Genomic DNA, 16,895 nt, shown 5'->3' on the forward strand with positions numbered 1-16,895 from the left:
GGCCGCTTCCGCCGTGTGGCGGTCCGGCTGCCCGCTTAAATGATCGGGACTGTTGTCAGGGGTGGCGGGTAGGCTCGACAGCAAGATGACCGAAGAACTCTCCCCCGCCGAGCGCTACGCCGCCGCCCGGCTCCGCGCCGCCGAAGAGGCCACCGCCCTGGCCCCCTTCCGCGAGATGTACGAATTCGATCTGGACCCGTACCAGGTCGACGCCTGCAAGGCACTGGAGGCCGGCAAGGGCGTCCTCGTCGCCGCCCCGACCGGCTCGGGCAAGACCATCGTCGGCGAGTTCGCCGTCCACCTGGCCCTCCAGCAGGGCCGCAAGTGCTTCTACACGACGCCGATCAAGGCGCTGTCGAACCAGAAGTACGCCGACCTCGTCAAGCGCTACGGCGCCGGCAAGGTGGGTCTGCTGACCGGCGACAACAGCGTCAACTCCGAGGCGCCGGTGGTCGTGATGACCACCGAGGTGCTCCGCAACATGCTGTATGCGGGCTCGCAGTCGCTGCTCGGCCTCGGCTACGTCGTGATGGACGAGGTCCACTACCTCTCCGACCGGTTCCGCGGGGCCGTCTGGGAGGAAGTGATCATCCACCTCCCCGAGTCGGTGACCCTGGTGTCCCTGTCGGCCACCGTGTCCAACGCCGAGGAGTTCGGCGACTGGCTGGACACCGTGCGCGGGGACACCGAGGTGATCGTCTCCGAGGAGCGGCCCGTACCGCTGTGGCAGCACGTGATGGCCGGCCGGCGGATCTACGATCTCTTCGAGGAGGAGTCCGACCACGGAGGCCGCGGCTCCGCGCGCCGGGAGGTCAATCCCGACCTGCTGCGCATGGCGCGCGAGGAGAACAGCCGGACCTACAGCCCGAAGGACCGGCGGCGCGGCAAGATGGTCCGCGAGGCCGACCGCGAGCGTGAGCGGCGCTCCCGCGGCCGGATCTGGACCCCCTCACGCCCCGAGGTCATCGCCCGCCTCGACGGTGACGGGCTGCTGCCCGCCATCAACTTCATCTTCAGCCGGGCCGGCTGCGAGGCCGCGGTCCAGCAGTGCCTGTACGCGGGCCTGCGGCTCAACGACGAAGCCGCGCGGCTCAGGGTGCGCGAGCTCGTAGAGGCGCGGACCGCCTCCATCCCCACCGAGGACCTGCACGTCCTGGGGTACTACGAGTGGCTCGAAGGCCTGGAGCGGGGTATCGCCGCGCACCACGCGGGCATGCTGCCCACCTTCAAGGAAGTCGTGGAGGAGCTGTTCGTCCGCGGTCTGGTCAAGGCCGTCTTCGCCACAGAGACCCTGGCACTGGGCATCAACATGCCCGCGCGCACGGTGATCCTGGAGAAGCTGGTCAAGTGGAACGGCGAGCAGCACGCCGACATCACCCCCGGCGAGTACACGCAGCTCACCGGCCGGGCCGGGCGGCGCGGCATCGACGTCGAGGGCCACGCGGTGGTGCTCTGGCAGAGGGGCATGGACCCGGCGGGGCTCGCCGGGCTCGCGGGTACCCGTACGTACCCGCTGCGCTCCAGCTTCAAGCCGTCGTACAACATGGCCGTGAACCTGGTCAGCCAGTTCGGGCGGCACCGCTCGCGCGAACTGCTGGAGACCTCCTTCGCGCAGTTCCAGGCCGACCGCTCGGTCGTCGGGATCTCGCGGCAGGTGCAGCGCAACGAGGAGGGCCTGCAGGGCTACCAGGAGGGCATGACCTGCCACCTGGGGGACTTCGAGGAGTACGCGCAGCTGCGCCGCGACCTCAAGGACCGCGAGACGGAGCTGGCCAAGCAGGGTGCGGCCCAGCGCCGGGTGCAGGCGGTCAGTTCGCTGGAGAAGCTCAAGCCGGGCGACATCATCCACGTGCCGACGGGCAAGTTCGCCGGGCTCGCGCTGGTCCTGGACCCGGGCGTGCCGGCCGGACGGGTCAACGGGCACCGCGGGTACGAGTACGCGGAGGGCCCGCGCCCGCTGGTGCTCACCGCCGAGCGGCAGGTCAAGCGGCTCGCCGCGATCGACTTCCCGGTCCCGGTCGAGGCCCTCGACCGGATGCGGATCCCCAAGACGTTCAACGCGCGCTCGCCGCAGTCCCGCCGGGACCTGGCGTCCCAGATGCGGACCAAGGCCGGGCACATCACGCCGGAGCGGCGGGGGCGCGGCCGCGCCGCGGCCGCCGACGACCGCGAGATCGCCCGGCTGCGCGCCGAGCTGCGGGCGCACCCGTGCCACGGCTGTGACGAGCGCGAGGACCACGCCCGCTGGGCGGAGCGCTACCACCGGCTCAAGCGGGACACCCAGCAGCTGGAGCGGCGGATCGAGGGCCGGACGAACACCATCGCCCGCACCTTCGACCGGATCCACGCGCTCCTCACAGAGCTGGACTACCTGCGCGAGGACGAGGTCACCGTGCACGGCAAGCGGCTCGCCCGGCTGTACGGGGAGCTCGACCTGCTGGCGTCCGAATGCCTGCGGGCCAAGGTCTGGGAGGGTCTGAGCCCGGCGGAACTGGCCGCCTGTGTCTCGGCGCTGGTCTTCGAGGCGCGTCAGTCCGACGACGCGGTCGCGCCGAAGGTGCCCGGTGGCGCGGCGAAGGAGGCGCTGGGCGAGATGGTCCGCATCTGGGGCCGGCTCGACGCGCTGGAGGAGGAGCACCGCATCAACCAGGCGGAGGGCGTGGGCCAGCGCGAGCCGGATCTCGGCTTCGCGTGGGCGGTGTACCAGTGGGCCTCCGACAAGAGCCTGGACGAGGTGCTGCGCGAGGCGGAGATGCCGGCCGGCGACTTCGTGCGCTGGTGCAAGCAGGTCATCGACGTGCTCGGGCAGGTCGCGGCGGCGGCCCCTGCCGCCTCGGGCGAGAGCGGGAGCACGGTGGCGCGAAATGCCCGCAAGGCCGTGGACGCGCTGCTGCGGGGTGTAGTGGCCTACAGCTCGGTCGGCTAGGCCTTTTTGGATCTTCATCCAAGAGGGGGAGTGGCTCGATCTGATCTCTTGCCATGATCGAATCGCTGTGCTGTGTGCGACGATCGGGTCCATGAGCGGGGGAGCAGACGAAGGGCCGAGACGGGTCGGTCGGCCACGCGCCGACCGGCTGAGACCGGACAGCGGCAGGCCGCCGCGTGAGGAACTCCTCTGCGCGGCGGCCGAGTTGTTCACGGTCCGGGGGTACGCGGCGACCACCACGCGGGCGGTCGCCGAACGGGCCGGAATGCGCCAGGCCACGATGTACCACTATTTCGGCGGCAAGGAGGAACTCCTCGCCGAGCTGCTGGAGTCCACGGTCGCACCGTCGCTGGTGCTGGCCCGGCAGTTGCTCGCCGACGGCACGCGGCCCGCTGCGCGGCGGCTGTGGCAGCTGTGCCGTTCCGACGTGCTGCTGTTGTGCGGGGGCCCGTACAACCTGGGGGCGCTCTACCTGCTGCCCGAGGTGGGCGGGGCGCGCTTCGCGCAGTTCCGCCGGATGCGCGGGGAACTCAAGGACGCCTACCGGCTGCTGCTCGCCGGGACCTGCGTCGGCGCCGAACTGGCCGGGGACACCGCCGGCCTGGCGCTGCGCAACGACCTCGTCTTCGGGCTCATCGAGGGCGTCATGCTGATCCACCGCTCCGACCCGGCGCGCCCGGTGGCGGTCTTCGCGCAGGCCACCGCCGACGCGGCGCTGCGGATCGCGGGCGTCAGCCTTCCTCCCGAGGACTAGGGCGTCTCTGCGCCGGTACCGGATTCCCAGCCGGCGCGGTCGTGCCAGGCCTGCAGGGTGCGGCCGCTCTCGAAGCGGTGGACGGCTCCGGTGACCGGGTCGGTGAACTCCAGTACCCGGGCCAGGAGCTGGAGGGGCCGGCGGTAGTCGTCCGGCGCGGGATCGGTGACCTGCGGGTACACCGGGTCGCCGAGGATGGGCAGGCCCAGGCCGTTCATGTGCACCCGCAGCTGGTGGGTGCGGCCGGTGTGCGGGGTCAGCCGGTAGCGCCCCAGGTCACCCCGCGTGGCGACGCGTTCGATCCGGGTCTCGGCGTTGGGATCGCCGGGCACCTCGGCCGCGGCGATGACCCCGCGGGTCTTCTCGATCCGGCTGCGGACCGTGCGGGGGAGGGGGAGCGCAGGGTCGACGGCCGCAAGGGCCTCGTACTCCTTGTGCACCTCGCGCCGCTGGAAGAGGAGCTGGTACGCGCCCCGGTCCTCGGGCCGGACGCTGAACATCACCAGCCCCGCCGTCAGCCGGTCCAGGCGGTGCGCCGGGCTGAGCTCGGGCAGGTCCAGCTCCTCGCGCAGCCGGGCCAGGGCGGTCTCCGTGACATGGCTGCCGCGTGGCGTGGTCGCCAGGAAGTGCGGCTTGTCCACCACCAGCAGGTGCGGGTCCCGGTGGACGACGCGGACCTGGAACGGCACGCGCGGTTCGGGGTCCATGTCCCGGTGGAACCACAGGTAGGCGCCCGGCTCGTACGGGTCTCGCGCGTGCAGCACCCGTCCGCCGGGGCCCAGCACCCGGCCGGCCGCCAGCAGCTGGGCGACGGACTCGGCGCCGCGGGTGCCGGCGTAGCGCGCGGCGAGGTAGCCGCCCAGGTCCGGCCACTGCCCGTCGGGGTCGGGCGGCAGCCGCAGCCGGACCGGGTCGATGCCGGCGCGCTGGGGGAGGGGTGAGGGGGGTGGCTGGGCTCTGCGTCTCATCGGGGGACAGGCTATGCGCCTACCGCTGGGTGAAGGTGCCCAGGTGGTCGGCGTCGAGGTATTCGACGCGCAGTGTGCCGTCGGCGAAGGTCACCCCGGTGCGGCCGACCGCGTTCTCGCCCGTGGTCTCGAAGCTGAAGGTGTCGCCGTCGTAGTGGGCGAGCGGGAAGCGCAGCGGCTTCGGGCCGAGGGAGAGGGTGAGCGCGCCGTCGTCGGCCGCGGTGACGGTCGCCTTGCCGTAGTAGGGGTTGTCGTAGGTGCCGGTGTACGCGGCGCTGTCCTGGGCGGGCTTCGCGCCGGCCGGCGGCCGGGCGTAGTCGGTGGGGGAGCGGGCCTCTTCGTCCATCTGGGCGTAAAGCGCGCCGGTCAGCCCCAGCCAGTCGGCGGTGGTCTTGCCGTGCTCGGCGAAGTCGAGGAAGTCGAGGGCGACGGCGTCGGCCAGGCCGACGGGGGCGCCGTTGGTGAGGACGACGATGCCGAGCTTCTCCAGCGGGAGCATGGTGACGTTGGTGTTCGCGCCGAGGCCGAAGGCGCCGGAGTGGCTCAGGCGCAGGCGGCCGGCGTCGTCGTACGAGACGTTCCAGCCGAGGCCGTAGAAGCCGGTGCGGGCCGTGGGGGTCGCGGGCGGCTGCGAGACGATCTCGGGCACGTGCGTGCGGGCGAGGGTGTCGGCCGGGATGATCCGCTTCCCGTCGAGGGTGCCGCCGGCGAGCTGGAGCCGCAGCCAGCGGGACATGTCGCGGGCGGTGGAACTGACGCCGCCGGCCGGGGCCTGGGCGTCGGGGTCGCGGACGTAGCGCGGACTCCAGGTGCCGTCCGGGTTCTTGACGTGGGTGGCGGCGTGGTCCGGAGAATCGGCGAAGGCGGAGAAGCGGGTGCTCGTGCGGGTCATGCCGGCGGGCTTGAAGAGGGTGTCCTCGCTGAGCTTCTGCCAGCTGGTGCCCTTGGCCCGGGCGACGGCCTCGGCGGCCGCGGTGAACCCGAAGTTGGTGTAGGCGTAGCTCGCGCGGAACGGGGTGAGGGGTTCGAGCCGCATGTGGTCGAGGATGTACGACTGGTCGTAGCCGAGGTCTTCGAGGAGGTCGCCGGCGTGGTCGGGCAGGCCGCTGCGGTGGGAGAACAGGTCGGCGGTCGTGACGTGGCCGGTGACCCAGGGATCCTTGAGGGAGAACCCGGGGAGGGCGGTGTGGCGGTCCCATCCGTCGGGGCCGGTGAGGGTGCCGGCCACGACCGTGGAGGAGACCGGCTTGGAGAGGGAGGCGATCTGGAAGACGGTGTCGGGGTCGACGGCCGCACTCTGGCCGGTGCGGCGGACGCCGAAGCCCTTCAGGTGGACGACCTCGTCGTCGTGGACCACGGCCACGGAGACGCCGGGGACGCCGGTGCGGCGCATCATGTCCGCGACGGTCCGGTCGAGGCGGGCGACGGCCTGGTCGACTTCGTCGTCGCTGATCGAGGGCTGGGGTGGGGGCGGGGGGCTGGGTGCGGCCGTGGCTGCCGTGGCTGCCGTGGGCGCGGTGGCCGTCGTGGCCGCCGTCGCGGTCAGGAGGGCCGCGGCGCCGGCCGCCCCCAGTGCGCGGAGCGTACGCATGGGGTCATTGTCCCGCCGGACGGGTGGGGGCGCGCGGGCTGGCTCCGCGGGGGCCGCCGGCCGGGTGCGGCGCGCCGCTGCCGGGGGCCATGCCCCCGGACCCCCGCGCCTCAAACGCCGGCGGGGCTGGTTTGTGGGGGCTGGGGCGCCGCCCGGACCGGGCGGGCCTGGTTTGTGGAGGCTGGGGCGCCGCCCGGACCCCTGCCTCGGGTGGGGACTTCCCGGGGTGGGGTTACGCCGCCGCCGCGTGGTCCGTGCGGTCCTGTTCGGCTTCGATCGTCGCGTTCCAGTCGCGCTTGATCGCGCGCCAGCCCTCGTCCGTCTCGCCCAGGCGCCAGTAACCCGAGATCGACAGGCGTTCGCGCGGGATGCCGCGCTCCAGGCGCAGGTGGCGGCGCAGGTCCTTGACGAAGCCGGCCTCGCCGTGGACGAAGGCGTGGACGTCCGTGGAGGGGAACGTCAGGGAGGTGACCGCCTCCACGAGGGCCTCGCCCGTCGGGCGGCCCGCGCGGTGGAGCCAGACCGGAACGACGCCGTCCGGGGTGGCGACCTTCAGCTCGTCCTCCGGGCCCTCGACCTCCACGAAGGCGTGGACCTGCGCGCCCGACGGCATCCGCTCCATCGCCGCTGCGATCGCCGGCAGCGCGCTCTCGTCGCCCACCAGGAGGTGCCAGCCGGCCGTCGGATCCGGCGCGTAGGCGCCGCCCGGGCCGAGGAAACGGACGAGCTCGCCCGGCTGGACCCGCGCCGCCCAGGGGCCGGCCACTCCCTCGTCGCCGTGGACGACGAAGTCGAGGGTCAGCTCCAGGTGCGCCTGGTCCCAGCTCCGCACGGTGTACGCGCGCTGGCGCGGCCACTGCGCCCGCGGGAAGTCGGCGCGGATCCGGTCCAGGTCCCACGGCGCGGGATAGGTGATGCCTTCCGGGGGAAACAGGATCTTGACGTAATGGTCGGTGAACTCGCCCGCGCCGAACTCCGCCAGGCCCTCACCGCCCAGCACGAGTCGCACCATGTGCGGCGAGAGCCGCTCGGTGCGTACGACGACGGCGGTGCCGACGGTGCGGGCGCGTCCTTCTGCCACGGTGTCTCCCCTGACTCCCCTGAAACTTAGCCTTACCTAAGTTAGCACCTCACGCGTGCAGGGCGCCGCTCAGACGGGAGACCGCTCCACCCAGACCCCACCGATGGACTAGTGCGTCCACCAGTTCAGGCTGCGCCGGGGCCTTCGGCAGGGCCGGATCGAACGGCGGCAGCGGGACGTCCGAGGCCACCTGGACCACCTTCGGGGCCACCGCCAGATACGGGCGGGACTCGTCGAGCCGCTTGCGCTGGGTGAGGGTCAGCTTCGACTTCGGGTCGTCGATCGCCGCGATGATCCCGGCCAGGCTGCCGTAGGCGTCGAGCAGCTTGGCCGCCGTCTTCTCGCCGATGCCGGGGACGCCCGGCAGGCCGTCGCTCGGGTCGCCGCGCAACAGCGCCAGGTCCGCGTATCCGGGGCCGTCCACCCCGTACTTCTCACGGAGCCAGGCCTCGTCCGTCACCTGCAGGGAGCCCACGCCTTTGAGCGGATACAGCACCCGGCGCCGCCGGGCGTCGTCCACCAGCTGGTACAGGTCCCGGTCGCCGGTGACGATGTCGACCGGGCCGGTCGCGCGGGCGGTCAGGGTGCCGATCACGTCGTCCGCCTCGTATCCGGCGACGCCCACCCGGGCGATGCCGAAGGCGTCCAGCGCCGCCTCGATGATGGGCACCTGCGGGGCGAGGGTGTCGGGGGTCTCCTCCACGTCGGGTCCGGTCTCGCTCTCCTGGGCGACCCGGTGGGCCTTGTAGGAGGGGATCAGCTCCACCCTCCAGTGCGGCCGCCAGTCGGCGTCCATGCACGCCACCAGTTCGTCCGGGCGGTGGTCCTGGACGAGCCGGCCGATGAAGTCGAGCAGCCCGCGCACGGCGTTGACCGGGGTGCCGTCGGGGGCCTTCACGGAGTCCGGTACGCCGAAGTAGGCGCGGTAGTAGAGGGAGGCGGTGTCCAGAAGCATCAGGCGTCGTGTCGTCACGCTGTCGATGATGCCGCACCGCCGATCGGCGGTGCCGTGCCCGCCGCAGCACGCGCGGTGACCCTCCCGTCGCGCGCGGATGCCTGCTTTACCACGGACCGTGAGCGGACGGGTACGGGAAGGCCGGTGCACGCGAAACCGGAGGCGGTTGCTGCGTAAGGTGCTTACAGCACACCGATGTGCCACGGACATGGGGAGGGCAGCCCCGATATGAACGACAGGGACGGCACGGACGCCACGAACGGTCTGAGCGGCAAGCTGAACGACAGGGACGACAAGAGCAAGGACAAGGACGGCAAGGAGCCGCTGCGGGTGGGTGTGGCCGTGCGCAAGCGGCGCCGCGCGCTCCACCTCACGCTGGCCGCCGTGTCGGCGCGCAGCGGCCTGTCGGTGCCCTTCCTGAGTCAGATAGAGAACGAGCGGGCCCGGCCCAGCATGCGGTCCCTCGAGCGGGTCGCGGACGCGCTGGAGACCACGGCCGTCGAGCTGCTGGCCGCCTCCGACACCGCGCGCACGGTGGATCTCGTACGGGCCGGTGACGCATCCGGGCTCACCCCGGTCCCCGGCGTACGGCCCCTCGTGCGCGGGCACCACCAGCTGCACGCGCTGGAGTTCACCGGGGACCAGGACGCCGGCCGGGAGTACCAGCACCGCAACGACGAGCTGATGTACGTGGTCGAGGGCGCCTGCCAGGTGGAGGCGGAGGGACGGGCGTACCGGCTGGAGAGCGGGGACGCGCTCTTCCTGTCCGGCGGCGTGCGCCACCGCTGGCGCGCCGTGACCGAGGACACCCGGATCCTGGTGGTCGCGGTCGGCGAGCACATCCACGCGACGTCCGAGCCCCCGTCGCCGGAGCACTGAGCGGCGTGCGGCGGGTCGTCTCGCTGGTGCCGTCGCTGACCGAGGCGGTGGCCGTGAGCGCGCCGGGGCTGCTGGCCGGGGTCACGGACTGGTGCACGCACCCCGGGGATCTCCCGGGTGCGGTGCGGATCGGGGGGACGAAGAACCCCGATGTGCGGAGGATCGCGGAGCTCCGGCCGGACCTGGTGATCGCCAATGAGGAGGAGAACCGGGCCCCGGACCTGGCGGCACTGCGCGCGGCCGGGGTGGAGGTGCTGGTCACCGAGGTCCGCGACCTGCCGCAGGCACTGCGGGAGTTGGACCGGGTGCTGGTGGGGGCGCTGGGGCTGACGAGGCCCGGGTGGCTGGCGGACGCGGAGCGTGCGTGGGCCCGGGTGGAGCCGGTCGGCGAGCTGACCGCCTTCGTGCCGATCTGGCGGCGGCCGTGGATGGTCCTGGGCCGGGACACCTTCGCGGGGGATCTGCTGGCGCGGCTCGGGGTACGCAACGTGTACGCCGGGCACCCCGAGCGGTACCCCCGGGTGCCGGTGGAGGAACTCGCGGCCCGCGGCTGCGATCTGGTGGTGCTCCCGGACGAGCCGTACCGCTTCACGGCCGAGGACGGCCCGGAGGCCTTCCCCGGCCTGCCGGCCGCCCTCGTCGACGGCCGGCACCTGACCTGGTACGGACCCTCGCTGGCCACGGCGCCGACGGTACTGGCACAGGCCCTGCGCGCGGCGCGCTGAGACGGCGTACCCGCCGGGGAACTGTCGTGCTCGGCCGGGTCGAGGCGAAGGCGGAGCGCATCGAGCCCCCACCTACGAGCTCCTGTCGGCTAGCCGGCGAGCAGGCGGCCGGTGAACAGGCCGCGCAGGGTGTGGGCGGCGGCCAGGAGCCAGGCGGTGACCAGGGCGAGGAACAGCGCGGTCGCGAGCCAGGCGTAGGCGGTCAGGCCGGTGTGGTGGGCCAGGCCCGTGGCGCCGGTGACGCAGGTGCCCACGGGGAAGGTCAGGGCCCACCAGGTCATGGCGAACCCCATGCCGTTGCGGGCCGCCCGGACCAGCATGGCCGAGGCGAGGGCCAGCCACAGCAGCGCGAATCCCATCACGGGAACCCCGTAGACGACGGCGAACGCGCCGAGCGCTCCGGCGTAGGGGGCGCCGATCGACTGGTGGGCGACATCGGCGAGCTGGTTCACCGCGGTGGTGGACTGGCCGAGGGGGCCGAGGACCAGGAACAGGGTGGGGGTCAGGGCCAGGGGGAGGGGGCCGCCCACGATCAGCCGGCCGAAGATCAGGGGGAGCATCAGCAGGGTGGCGAGCAGGCTGATGCCGAACATCGCGTAGCAGGCGAGCAGCAGGGTCTCGCGGGGCTGCCCGGCGGGCAGGTGGGGTATCAGCAGCGGCCCGAGGGCGGCGGAGACCATGGGGGCGACCAGGGGGAGGAGCCAGACAGGGCCGGCCTGCCGGGGGTCGACCTTGTGGCGCACCACCATCAGGTAGGGCACGACCACGGCCATGACCAGGCCGATCGCGGTGCCGGCGGTGAAGAGGACGGCGTCCACGGCGACGGCGGCGCCGGTTCCGATCAGGTCCTTGCCGACGATGAGGGTGCCACCGCCGACGGCCAGCAGCGCCATGGACAGGCAGCCGTAGAAGGGGGCGACCGCGGGGTCGAGGAGGTGGGCGCGGGCCTGGTCGCGGTGGTGGAGCCAGTGGCCGGCGCGGGCGGTGAGCAGGAGGGCGAGGACCGCGGCGGACAGCGCCCAGACGAGCTGGCAGGCCACGCGCTGGCCGGGGACCTGGTAGGGGAGGGTCGCGCCGGCGTTGGCGACGATCGCGGTGCCCATGACGGAGGCGTACCAGTTGGGGCCGAGGTGCCGGAGTGCGGGGGCCTTGTGGGCTCGGGGCAGCCGGGAGGTGATGGTGCGGGGTTGCACGAGGGTGGTGGCCATGGACCCAGCGTCGCGCCGGGGCGGCCGGGGCGGCAGAGGTCATCTCCCTATGAGGCCATAAACTGATGTTATGGGTAATGAGGAGTGGGTTCCGCTGGCGCACCGGGTGCCGGACCTGGGCGCGCTGGAACTGCTGCTCGCGGTCGCGCGGGTCGGCAGCCTGAGTGGCGCGGCCCGGCGGCTGGGCATCACCCAGCCTGCGGCGAGCAGCCGCATCCGGGCGATGGAGACGCGGCTCGGGGTGGCGCTGGTGGACCGGTCGCCGCGGGGGTCGACGCTGACGGCCGAAGGGGCGCTCGTCACGGACTGGGCCCGGCGGGTCGTGGAGGCGGCGGAGGCCTTCGACGCGGGGGCGCAGGCGCTGCGCGGGCGGCGGGACTCGCGGCTGCGGGTGGCCGCCAGCATGACCATCGCGGAGTACCTGCTGCCGGGGTGGCTGATCGCCCTGCGCGGGCAGCGGCCGGACACGGCGGTGTCGCTGCACGCGGGGAACTCGGCCGTGGTCGCCGAGCGGGTGCTCACGCACGAAGCGGACCTCGGCTTCGTGGAGGGGCTGACGGTGCCCGAGGGACTGGACTCGGCGGTGATCGCGCAGGACCGCCTGGTGGTGGCGGTGGCGCCGGGGCACGCGTGGGCGCGGCGGACGCGGGGGGTGGAGGCGGCGGAACTGGCGTCGACGCCGTTGATCCTGCGGGAGCGGGGGTCGGGGACGCGGCAGGTGCTGGACGCGGCGCTCGCGGGGTGCGGGGGGCTGGCGGCGCCGCTGCTGGAACTGGCGTCGACCACCGCGGTGAAGGCGGCGGCGCTGAGCGGCGCCGGGCCGTGCGTGCTGTCGGAGCTGGCGGTGGGGGACGAGCTGGCGGGGCGGCGGCTGGTGGAGGTGCCGGTGTCGGGGGCGGGGCTCGGACGGGCCCTGAGGGCGGTGTGGCCGACGGGCTCCCGGCCCGCCGGGCCCGCGCGCGACCTCCTGTCGCTGACCCGTCGGTCCTAGACGGGGCCGTCGGGCGCGGCGCCGCCGCCGGGGCGCCGCCTCCGGAACCCCGCGCCTCGAACGACGGCAGGCTGAAGGAGCGTCCCGAACGGCGGCGGGGCTGAAGGGTCGTCTGTAGCGCCGACGGGCTGGGGGAGCGCCTCGAAACGTCGGCGGGGCTGGGGGAGCGCCTCGAACGACGGCGGGGCCGGGAGGTCAGCCACGCCGGCGTTCGAGGCGGACTTCCGAGAGGCCGGTCCGGCGCAGCGGCTACGGGACCGGGACCGGAACCGGCGTGCGGGCCATGGCCGCTTCGATCAGGGACGCCATCACCCGCGTGTCCTTGTCGCGTTCCGGGTGCCACTGGACGCCCAGGACCCAACGGTCCGGGTCGGGCAGTTCGATCGCCTCCACCGTGCCGTCGAGCGCGTGGGCCGAGACGACCAGGCCGCGGCCCAGGCGGTCGACGGCCTGGTGGTGGTAGGTCGGGACGTCCGCCTGCTCCGGGACCAGCGCCGCGTACCGGGTCCCCGGGACCGGGCGGACCGGGTGCCACGACGTGGCGCCCGGGGTGTCGAGGTGGCCGTCGATGTGCTGGATCAGCGTGCCGCCGAGGGCCACGTTGAGCGCCTGCATGCCCCGGCAGATGCCGAGCACGGGCACGTCCTCTTCCAGCGCCGCCGCGATCAGGGCCAGTTCCCAGTGGTCGCGGACGGTCGCGGGTGCGCCTGTACGGGGGTCGCGCACGGCCCCGTAGTGGGCCGGGTCCACGTCGGGTCCGCCCGCCACGACCAGGCCGTCCACACGGCTCAGCACCTCCGCCGCCGACCCGGGTTCGTCCGGCGGGAGCAGCACGGCCGCGCCGCCCGCCGCCTGGACGAGTTCGCAGTACCCGGTCGGTACGAGGGACGTCGGGAGGTCCCACACCCCGTAGCGGGTGGATTCCTCCACATAGGTGGTGATGCCGATGAGCGGCCTGGGCACGTTCTCTACCTCCAGGGTGGGACGAGGGGGGCGCGGCAACAGGGTTTCAGTCGCGGGACAGTTCCGCCTCGGCTTTGGCGAGCGCCGCGAACTCCTCCTCGGGGGCCGAGGCCACGAGGTGGTGCCGACTGTAGATCGCGAAGTAGGCCAGGGCGACGGCGTACACGGCCAGCGCGATGAATGCGGCGTCCCTGTCCACAAGGAAGGTGGCGACCAGGGCCGACAGGGCGAGTGCGAAGGCGACCGAGGAGGTCAGGATCCCGCCCGGGGTGCGGTATGGGCGATCCAGGTCCGGCTCCCGGCGGCGCAGCACGATGTGCGAGAGGGCCATCAGGGCGTAGGAGATGGTCGCGCCGAACACCGCGATGTTGAGCATGCGGGCGCCGTCGCCGGTGGCCGCGGCGAGGGTGAAACCGATCGCGCCGGGGATGACCAGGCCCAGGTACGGGGCCTTGCGCTGCGAGGTGAGCGAGAGGAAGCGGGGCAGGTAGCCCGCCCGCGAGAGGGCGAAGAGCTGGCGCGAGCCGGCGTAGATGAGCGAGAAGAAGGAGGCCACCAGGCCGGCCAGGCCCGCGTAGTTCACGAAGCGGCTCAGCGCGGTCGGGCCGCCGTCCCCCTCCAGGGCCACGACCAGCGGGTTGCCGGCCGACTTGACGGCGTCGGCGCCCTGGGCGCCCGTCGCGGCGAAGAAGGTGATCAGCGCCAGCAGGGCGAGGATGCCCATGGAGATGGAGAGCGCCTTCGGCATGGAGCGGACCGGGTCCTTGGCCTCCTCGGCCGCCAGCGGCACGCCTTCCACTCCGAGGAAGAACCACATGCCGAAGGGGAACGCTGCCCAGATGCCCAGCAGCCCCATCGGCAGCCAGGAGTTCGAACCGAAGGCGCTCGCGTCCACCGGGATGTCGTTCAGGCCGTCGGCGTCGAACTCGGTGAAGGCCCCCACCGCGAAGATGAGCAGGGCGGCGACGGCGATGGCGGTCACGACGAGACTGAAGCGGAGCGCTTCGCCGACGCCCCAGAGGTGGACGCCGATGAAGATCACGAAACAGCCGAGGTAGACCGGCCAGCTGGAGGTGAGGCCGAAGAGGCCGAGGGATTCGACGTAGTCGCCGATGAAGATGACGATCGCGGCCGGGGCCAGGATGTACTCGATGAGAATGGCGGTACCGGTGAGGAAGCCGCCCCAGGGGCCCAGCGCGCGGCGGGCGAACCCGTAGCCGCCGCCCGCCGTCGGCAGAATGGTGGACAGCTCCGCGAGGGAGAAGACCAGACAGGCGTACATCGCGCCCATGAGGACGGTGGCGATGGCCAGGCCGCCGAAGCCGCCCTTGTCGAGGCCGACGTTCCAGCCGGAGAAGTCGCCGGAGACGACGTATGCGACGCCGAGGCCGGTGAGGAGCAGCCAGCCGGCGCTGCCGCGGCGCAGCGTGCGGCGCTTCAGGTAGTCGTCGGAACCGTCGCCGCCCTCGGGTGACGTGGTGGGTGCGGGTACGGCGCTCAGCCGTGCCTCGATGTCGTCGGCCATCGTGCGCTCCTGCCTCAGGGCAATGGTTGTGGGGCGTACCTTTGCCGCAAGGGAGCGGAGAGCGCAAGACCTCTGCGTTAAACAGAAGTTACGAAAACCTCCCCGGCCCGCTCCAGAGCCGCTCAGGCCAGGAAGCCCCGCAGGAGCGCGGCCGTGCCGCAGCAGTGCTCGCGCATCGTCTCGCGCGCCCCGGCCGGGTCCCGCTCCAGCACCGATTCCACCAGTGCGGTGTGCTGCTGCTGGGAGTGTTCGAGGTTGCGAACGAGCAGGGGGATGCAGTCCAGCAGGTCGTTGACGGTGGCCCTGACGGCCGCGTACTGGGCCGTCAGGGTGGCGGATCCCGCCAGCTCGCACAAGGTGAGGTGGAAGAGCGTGTCCTGGCGGCGGTAGTCGGCGAGCGGGGCGTCGTGGGTGGCCCCCAGGGCGGCGAGCAGCCGTTCGGTGCCCTCCTCGGTCAGGCCCTGCGAGGCGCACAGTCCGGCCGCCCCCACCTCCAGGACCTCGCGGAACCGCAGGGCGTCCTCGATGTCCACGCCCGCGACGCGCCGGCGCAGCTCCTCCTCGGCGCCGCCGGCCGGGGTGTCGGGGCGCGGCAGCACAAACGTTCCGCCGTACCGTCCGCGCCGGGCCTCCACCAGGCCCTGGTCCTGCAGCACCTTGAGCACCTCGCGCAGGGTGACCCGGCTGATCCCCATCCGCTCCGCCAGCTCCCGTTCGGGTGGAAGGCGTTCGCCGCCCGGCACCAGGCCCAGCCGCACGACCTGGAGGATCTGCTCCAGCGCCTCCTCGAAACCGTTGCCCGCCCGCACCTGCCGCAGTACGGGATTCAGTCGTGCGACGGCGTCGCCTTCGCTCGCCGTATCGGTCATCTCGGCTCCTCCCCTTCCCAACCAATGGTTCTATTCAATACCTTAGGCGTTCTCGGCTCACCGAAGGAGAGATTCCCGTGGTAGACCGCAAGCCGCCGCTGGCCCCCGAGGAGCTCCGTGCCCTCGTCGCCAGCGGTGAGATCGACACAGTCGTCCTGGCCTTCCCCGACATGCAGGGACGCCTCCAGGGCAAGCGGTTCGCCGCACAGTTCTTCCTCGACGAGGTACTCGAGCACGGCACCGAGGGCTGCAACTACCTCCTGGCCGTCGACACCGACATGAACACCGTCGACGGATACGAGATGTCCTCCTGGGACCGGGGATACGGCGACTTCGCCATGCACCCCGACCTCGCCACCCTGCGCCGGATCCCCTGGAACCCCGGCAGCGCCTTCCTCGTCGCCGACCTCGCCTGGAGCGACGGATCGCCCGTCGTCGCCGCACCCCGGCAGATCCTGCGCCGCCAGCTGGAGCGCCTGGCCGAGCACGGGTACACCGCGATGGTCGGTACCGAGCTGGAGTTCATGGTCTTCCAGGACACCTACGAGCAGGCCTGGAACGCGGGCTACCGCGACCTGACCCCCGCCAACCAGTACAACATCGACTACTCCGTCCTCGGGACCGGCCGCATCGAACCCCTGCTGCGCCGGATCCGCAAGGAGATGCAGGCCGCTGGCCTGACCGTCGAGTCGGCCAAGGGGGAGTGCAATCTCGGCCAGCACGAGATCGTGTTCCGCTACGACGAGGCGCTGACCACCTGCGACCAGCACTCCGTCTACAAGACCGGGGCCAAGGAGATCGCCGCCCAGGAGGGTGTCTCGCTCACCTTCATGGCCAAGTTCGACGAGCGCGAGGGCAACTCCTGTCACATCCACCTCTCGCTCACCGACGCCGACGGACGCAACGCGATGGCCGGCGACGGGCCAGGCGGAATGTCACCGGTGATGGGGCACTTCCTGGCCGGCCAGCTGGCCGCGCTGCGCGACTTCTCCCTTCTCTACGCCCCCAACATCAACTCGTACAAGCGTTTCCGGCCGGGATCCTTCGCACCCACCGCCGTCGCCTGGGGCGTGGACAACCGGACCTGCGCGCTCCGAGTCGTCGGCCACGGCCGCTCCATGCGCTTCGAGAACCGCCTCCCGGGCGGGGACGTCAACCCCTACCTCGCCGTCGCCGGCCTGGTCGCGGCCGGGCTCTACGGCATCGAGAACCGCCTGGAGCTGCCCGAGGCCTGCGGCGGAAACGCGTACACCGCCGACTACGCGCACGTCCCCGCGACCCTGCGCGAGGCCGCCGAGCTGTGGGAGAACAGCGAGATCGCCAAGGCCGCCTTCGGGCCCGAAGTGGTCGCCCACTACCGGAACATGGCCCGCGTGGAACTCGACGCGTACGACTCCGCGGTCACCGACTGGGAGCTGCGCCGCTCCTTCGAACGTCTGTAATCCTCCCCACTGCGAACG

Annotated in this window: 14 protein-coding genes; 6 read left to right on the forward strand and 8 right to left on the reverse strand. The window is 72.6% G+C overall.

Annotated features, from left to right (window positions below; all coding sequences use genetic code 11):
* The first annotated feature begins 85 nt into the window (after nucleotides 1-85).
* The gene (locus tag ACWGIF_RS21450; protein WP_453499638.1) at nucleotides 86-2,926 is read left to right on the forward strand and encodes a DEAD/DEAH box helicase; all 2,841 of its coding nucleotides are present in this window, start codon (nucleotides 86-88) and stop codon (nucleotides 2,924-2,926) included.
* 91 nt (nucleotides 2,927-3,017) lie between these two features.
* Nucleotides 3,018-3,680 (forward strand): helix-turn-helix domain-containing protein, encoded by a 663-nt coding sequence (locus ACWGIF_RS21455; RefSeq protein ID WP_453499640.1) that lies wholly within the window; start codon nucleotides 3,018-3,020, stop codon nucleotides 3,678-3,680.
* Here ACWGIF_RS21455 and ACWGIF_RS21460 read toward each other — a convergent pair.
* The 4 genes from ACWGIF_RS21460 to ACWGIF_RS21475 form a co-directional block, all read right to left on the reverse strand.
* Entirely contained in the window at nucleotides 3,677-4,648 is a 972-nt protein-coding gene (locus ACWGIF_RS21460; RefSeq protein ID WP_453499642.1) for an RluA family pseudouridine synthase, read from the reverse strand. The two genes, ACWGIF_RS21455 and ACWGIF_RS21460, sit on opposite strands and share 4 nt — an antisense overlap.
* A gap of 19 nt (nucleotides 4,649-4,667) precedes the next feature.
* Nucleotides 4,668-6,239 (reverse strand): serine hydrolase, encoded by a 1,572-nt coding sequence (locus tag ACWGIF_RS21465; protein WP_453499644.1) that lies wholly within the window; start codon nucleotides 6,237-6,239, stop codon nucleotides 4,668-4,670.
* A 232-nt stretch (nucleotides 6,240-6,471) separates the two neighbouring features.
* Complete coding sequence (locus ACWGIF_RS21470) at nucleotides 6,472-7,320, reverse strand: siderophore-interacting protein (protein ID WP_453499646.1); 849 nt, start codon at nucleotides 7,318-7,320, stop codon at nucleotides 6,472-6,474.
* 49 nt (nucleotides 7,321-7,369) lie between these two features.
* On the reverse strand, nucleotides 7,370-8,275 hold the full coding sequence (locus tag ACWGIF_RS21475) for a 5'-3' exonuclease (protein ID WP_453499719.1): 906 nt from the start codon (nucleotides 8,273-8,275) through the stop codon (nucleotides 7,370-7,372).
* A gap of 330 nt (nucleotides 8,276-8,605) precedes the next feature.
* Between ACWGIF_RS21475 and ACWGIF_RS21480 the strand changes: the two genes are divergently transcribed.
* Together ACWGIF_RS21480 and ACWGIF_RS21485 are read left to right on the forward strand one after the other, a co-directional pair.
* On the forward strand, nucleotides 8,606-9,154 hold the full coding sequence (locus ACWGIF_RS21480; protein WP_453499721.1) for a helix-turn-helix domain-containing protein: 549 nt from the start codon (nucleotides 8,606-8,608) through the stop codon (nucleotides 9,152-9,154).
* Nucleotides 9,155-9,159: 5 nt separating this feature from the next.
* Nucleotides 9,160-9,879: a helical backbone metal receptor gene (locus tag ACWGIF_RS21485; protein WP_453499648.1), complete on the forward strand. Its 720-nt coding sequence runs from the start codon at nucleotides 9,160-9,162 to the stop codon at nucleotides 9,877-9,879.
* Between the two features lie 89 nt (nucleotides 9,880-9,968).
* Here ACWGIF_RS21485 and ACWGIF_RS21490 read toward each other — a convergent pair whose 3' ends face one another.
* Nucleotides 9,969-11,087 carry a TDT family transporter gene (locus tag ACWGIF_RS21490; protein ID WP_453499650.1) on the reverse strand — a complete coding sequence of 373 codons (1,119 nt, stop codon included), beginning with the start codon at nucleotides 11,085-11,087 and terminating at the stop codon, nucleotides 9,969-9,971.
* A gap of 70 nt (nucleotides 11,088-11,157) precedes the next feature.
* Between ACWGIF_RS21490 and ACWGIF_RS21495 the strand changes: the two genes are divergently transcribed.
* On the forward strand, nucleotides 11,158-12,078 hold the full coding sequence (locus tag ACWGIF_RS21495) for a LysR family transcriptional regulator (protein WP_453499652.1): 921 nt from the start codon (nucleotides 11,158-11,160) through the stop codon (nucleotides 12,076-12,078).
* A gap of 249 nt (nucleotides 12,079-12,327) precedes the next feature.
* On the opposite strand, the gene ACWGIF_RS21500 is transcribed toward ACWGIF_RS21495, so the two are convergent.
* From ACWGIF_RS21500 to ACWGIF_RS21510, 3 genes are all read right to left on the reverse strand, one after another.
* Entirely contained in the window at nucleotides 12,328-13,041 is a 714-nt protein-coding gene (locus ACWGIF_RS21500) for a gamma-glutamyl-gamma-aminobutyrate hydrolase family protein (protein WP_453499654.1), read from the reverse strand.
* A gap of 46 nt (nucleotides 13,042-13,087) precedes the next feature.
* Nucleotides 13,088-14,566 (reverse strand): ethanolamine permease, encoded by a 1,479-nt coding sequence (gene eat / locus ACWGIF_RS21505; RefSeq protein ID WP_453499656.1) that lies wholly within the window; start codon nucleotides 14,564-14,566, stop codon nucleotides 13,088-13,090.
* A gap of 122 nt (nucleotides 14,567-14,688) precedes the next feature.
* Nucleotides 14,689-15,435, reverse strand: coding sequence for a FadR/GntR family transcriptional regulator (locus tag ACWGIF_RS21510; RefSeq protein ID WP_453499658.1), 747 nt, complete (start codon nucleotides 15,433-15,435; stop codon nucleotides 14,689-14,691).
* 77 nt (nucleotides 15,436-15,512) lie between these two features.
* Between ACWGIF_RS21510 and ACWGIF_RS21515 the strand changes: the two genes are divergently transcribed.
* Nucleotides 15,513-16,877 (forward strand): glutamine synthetase family protein, encoded by a 1,365-nt coding sequence (locus ACWGIF_RS21515; RefSeq protein ID WP_453499660.1) that lies wholly within the window; start codon nucleotides 15,513-15,515, stop codon nucleotides 16,875-16,877.
* Nucleotides 16,878-16,895: the final 18 nt, after the last annotated feature.

The sequence above is a fragment of the Streptomyces sp. NPDC054849 genome (assembly GCF_053610945.1).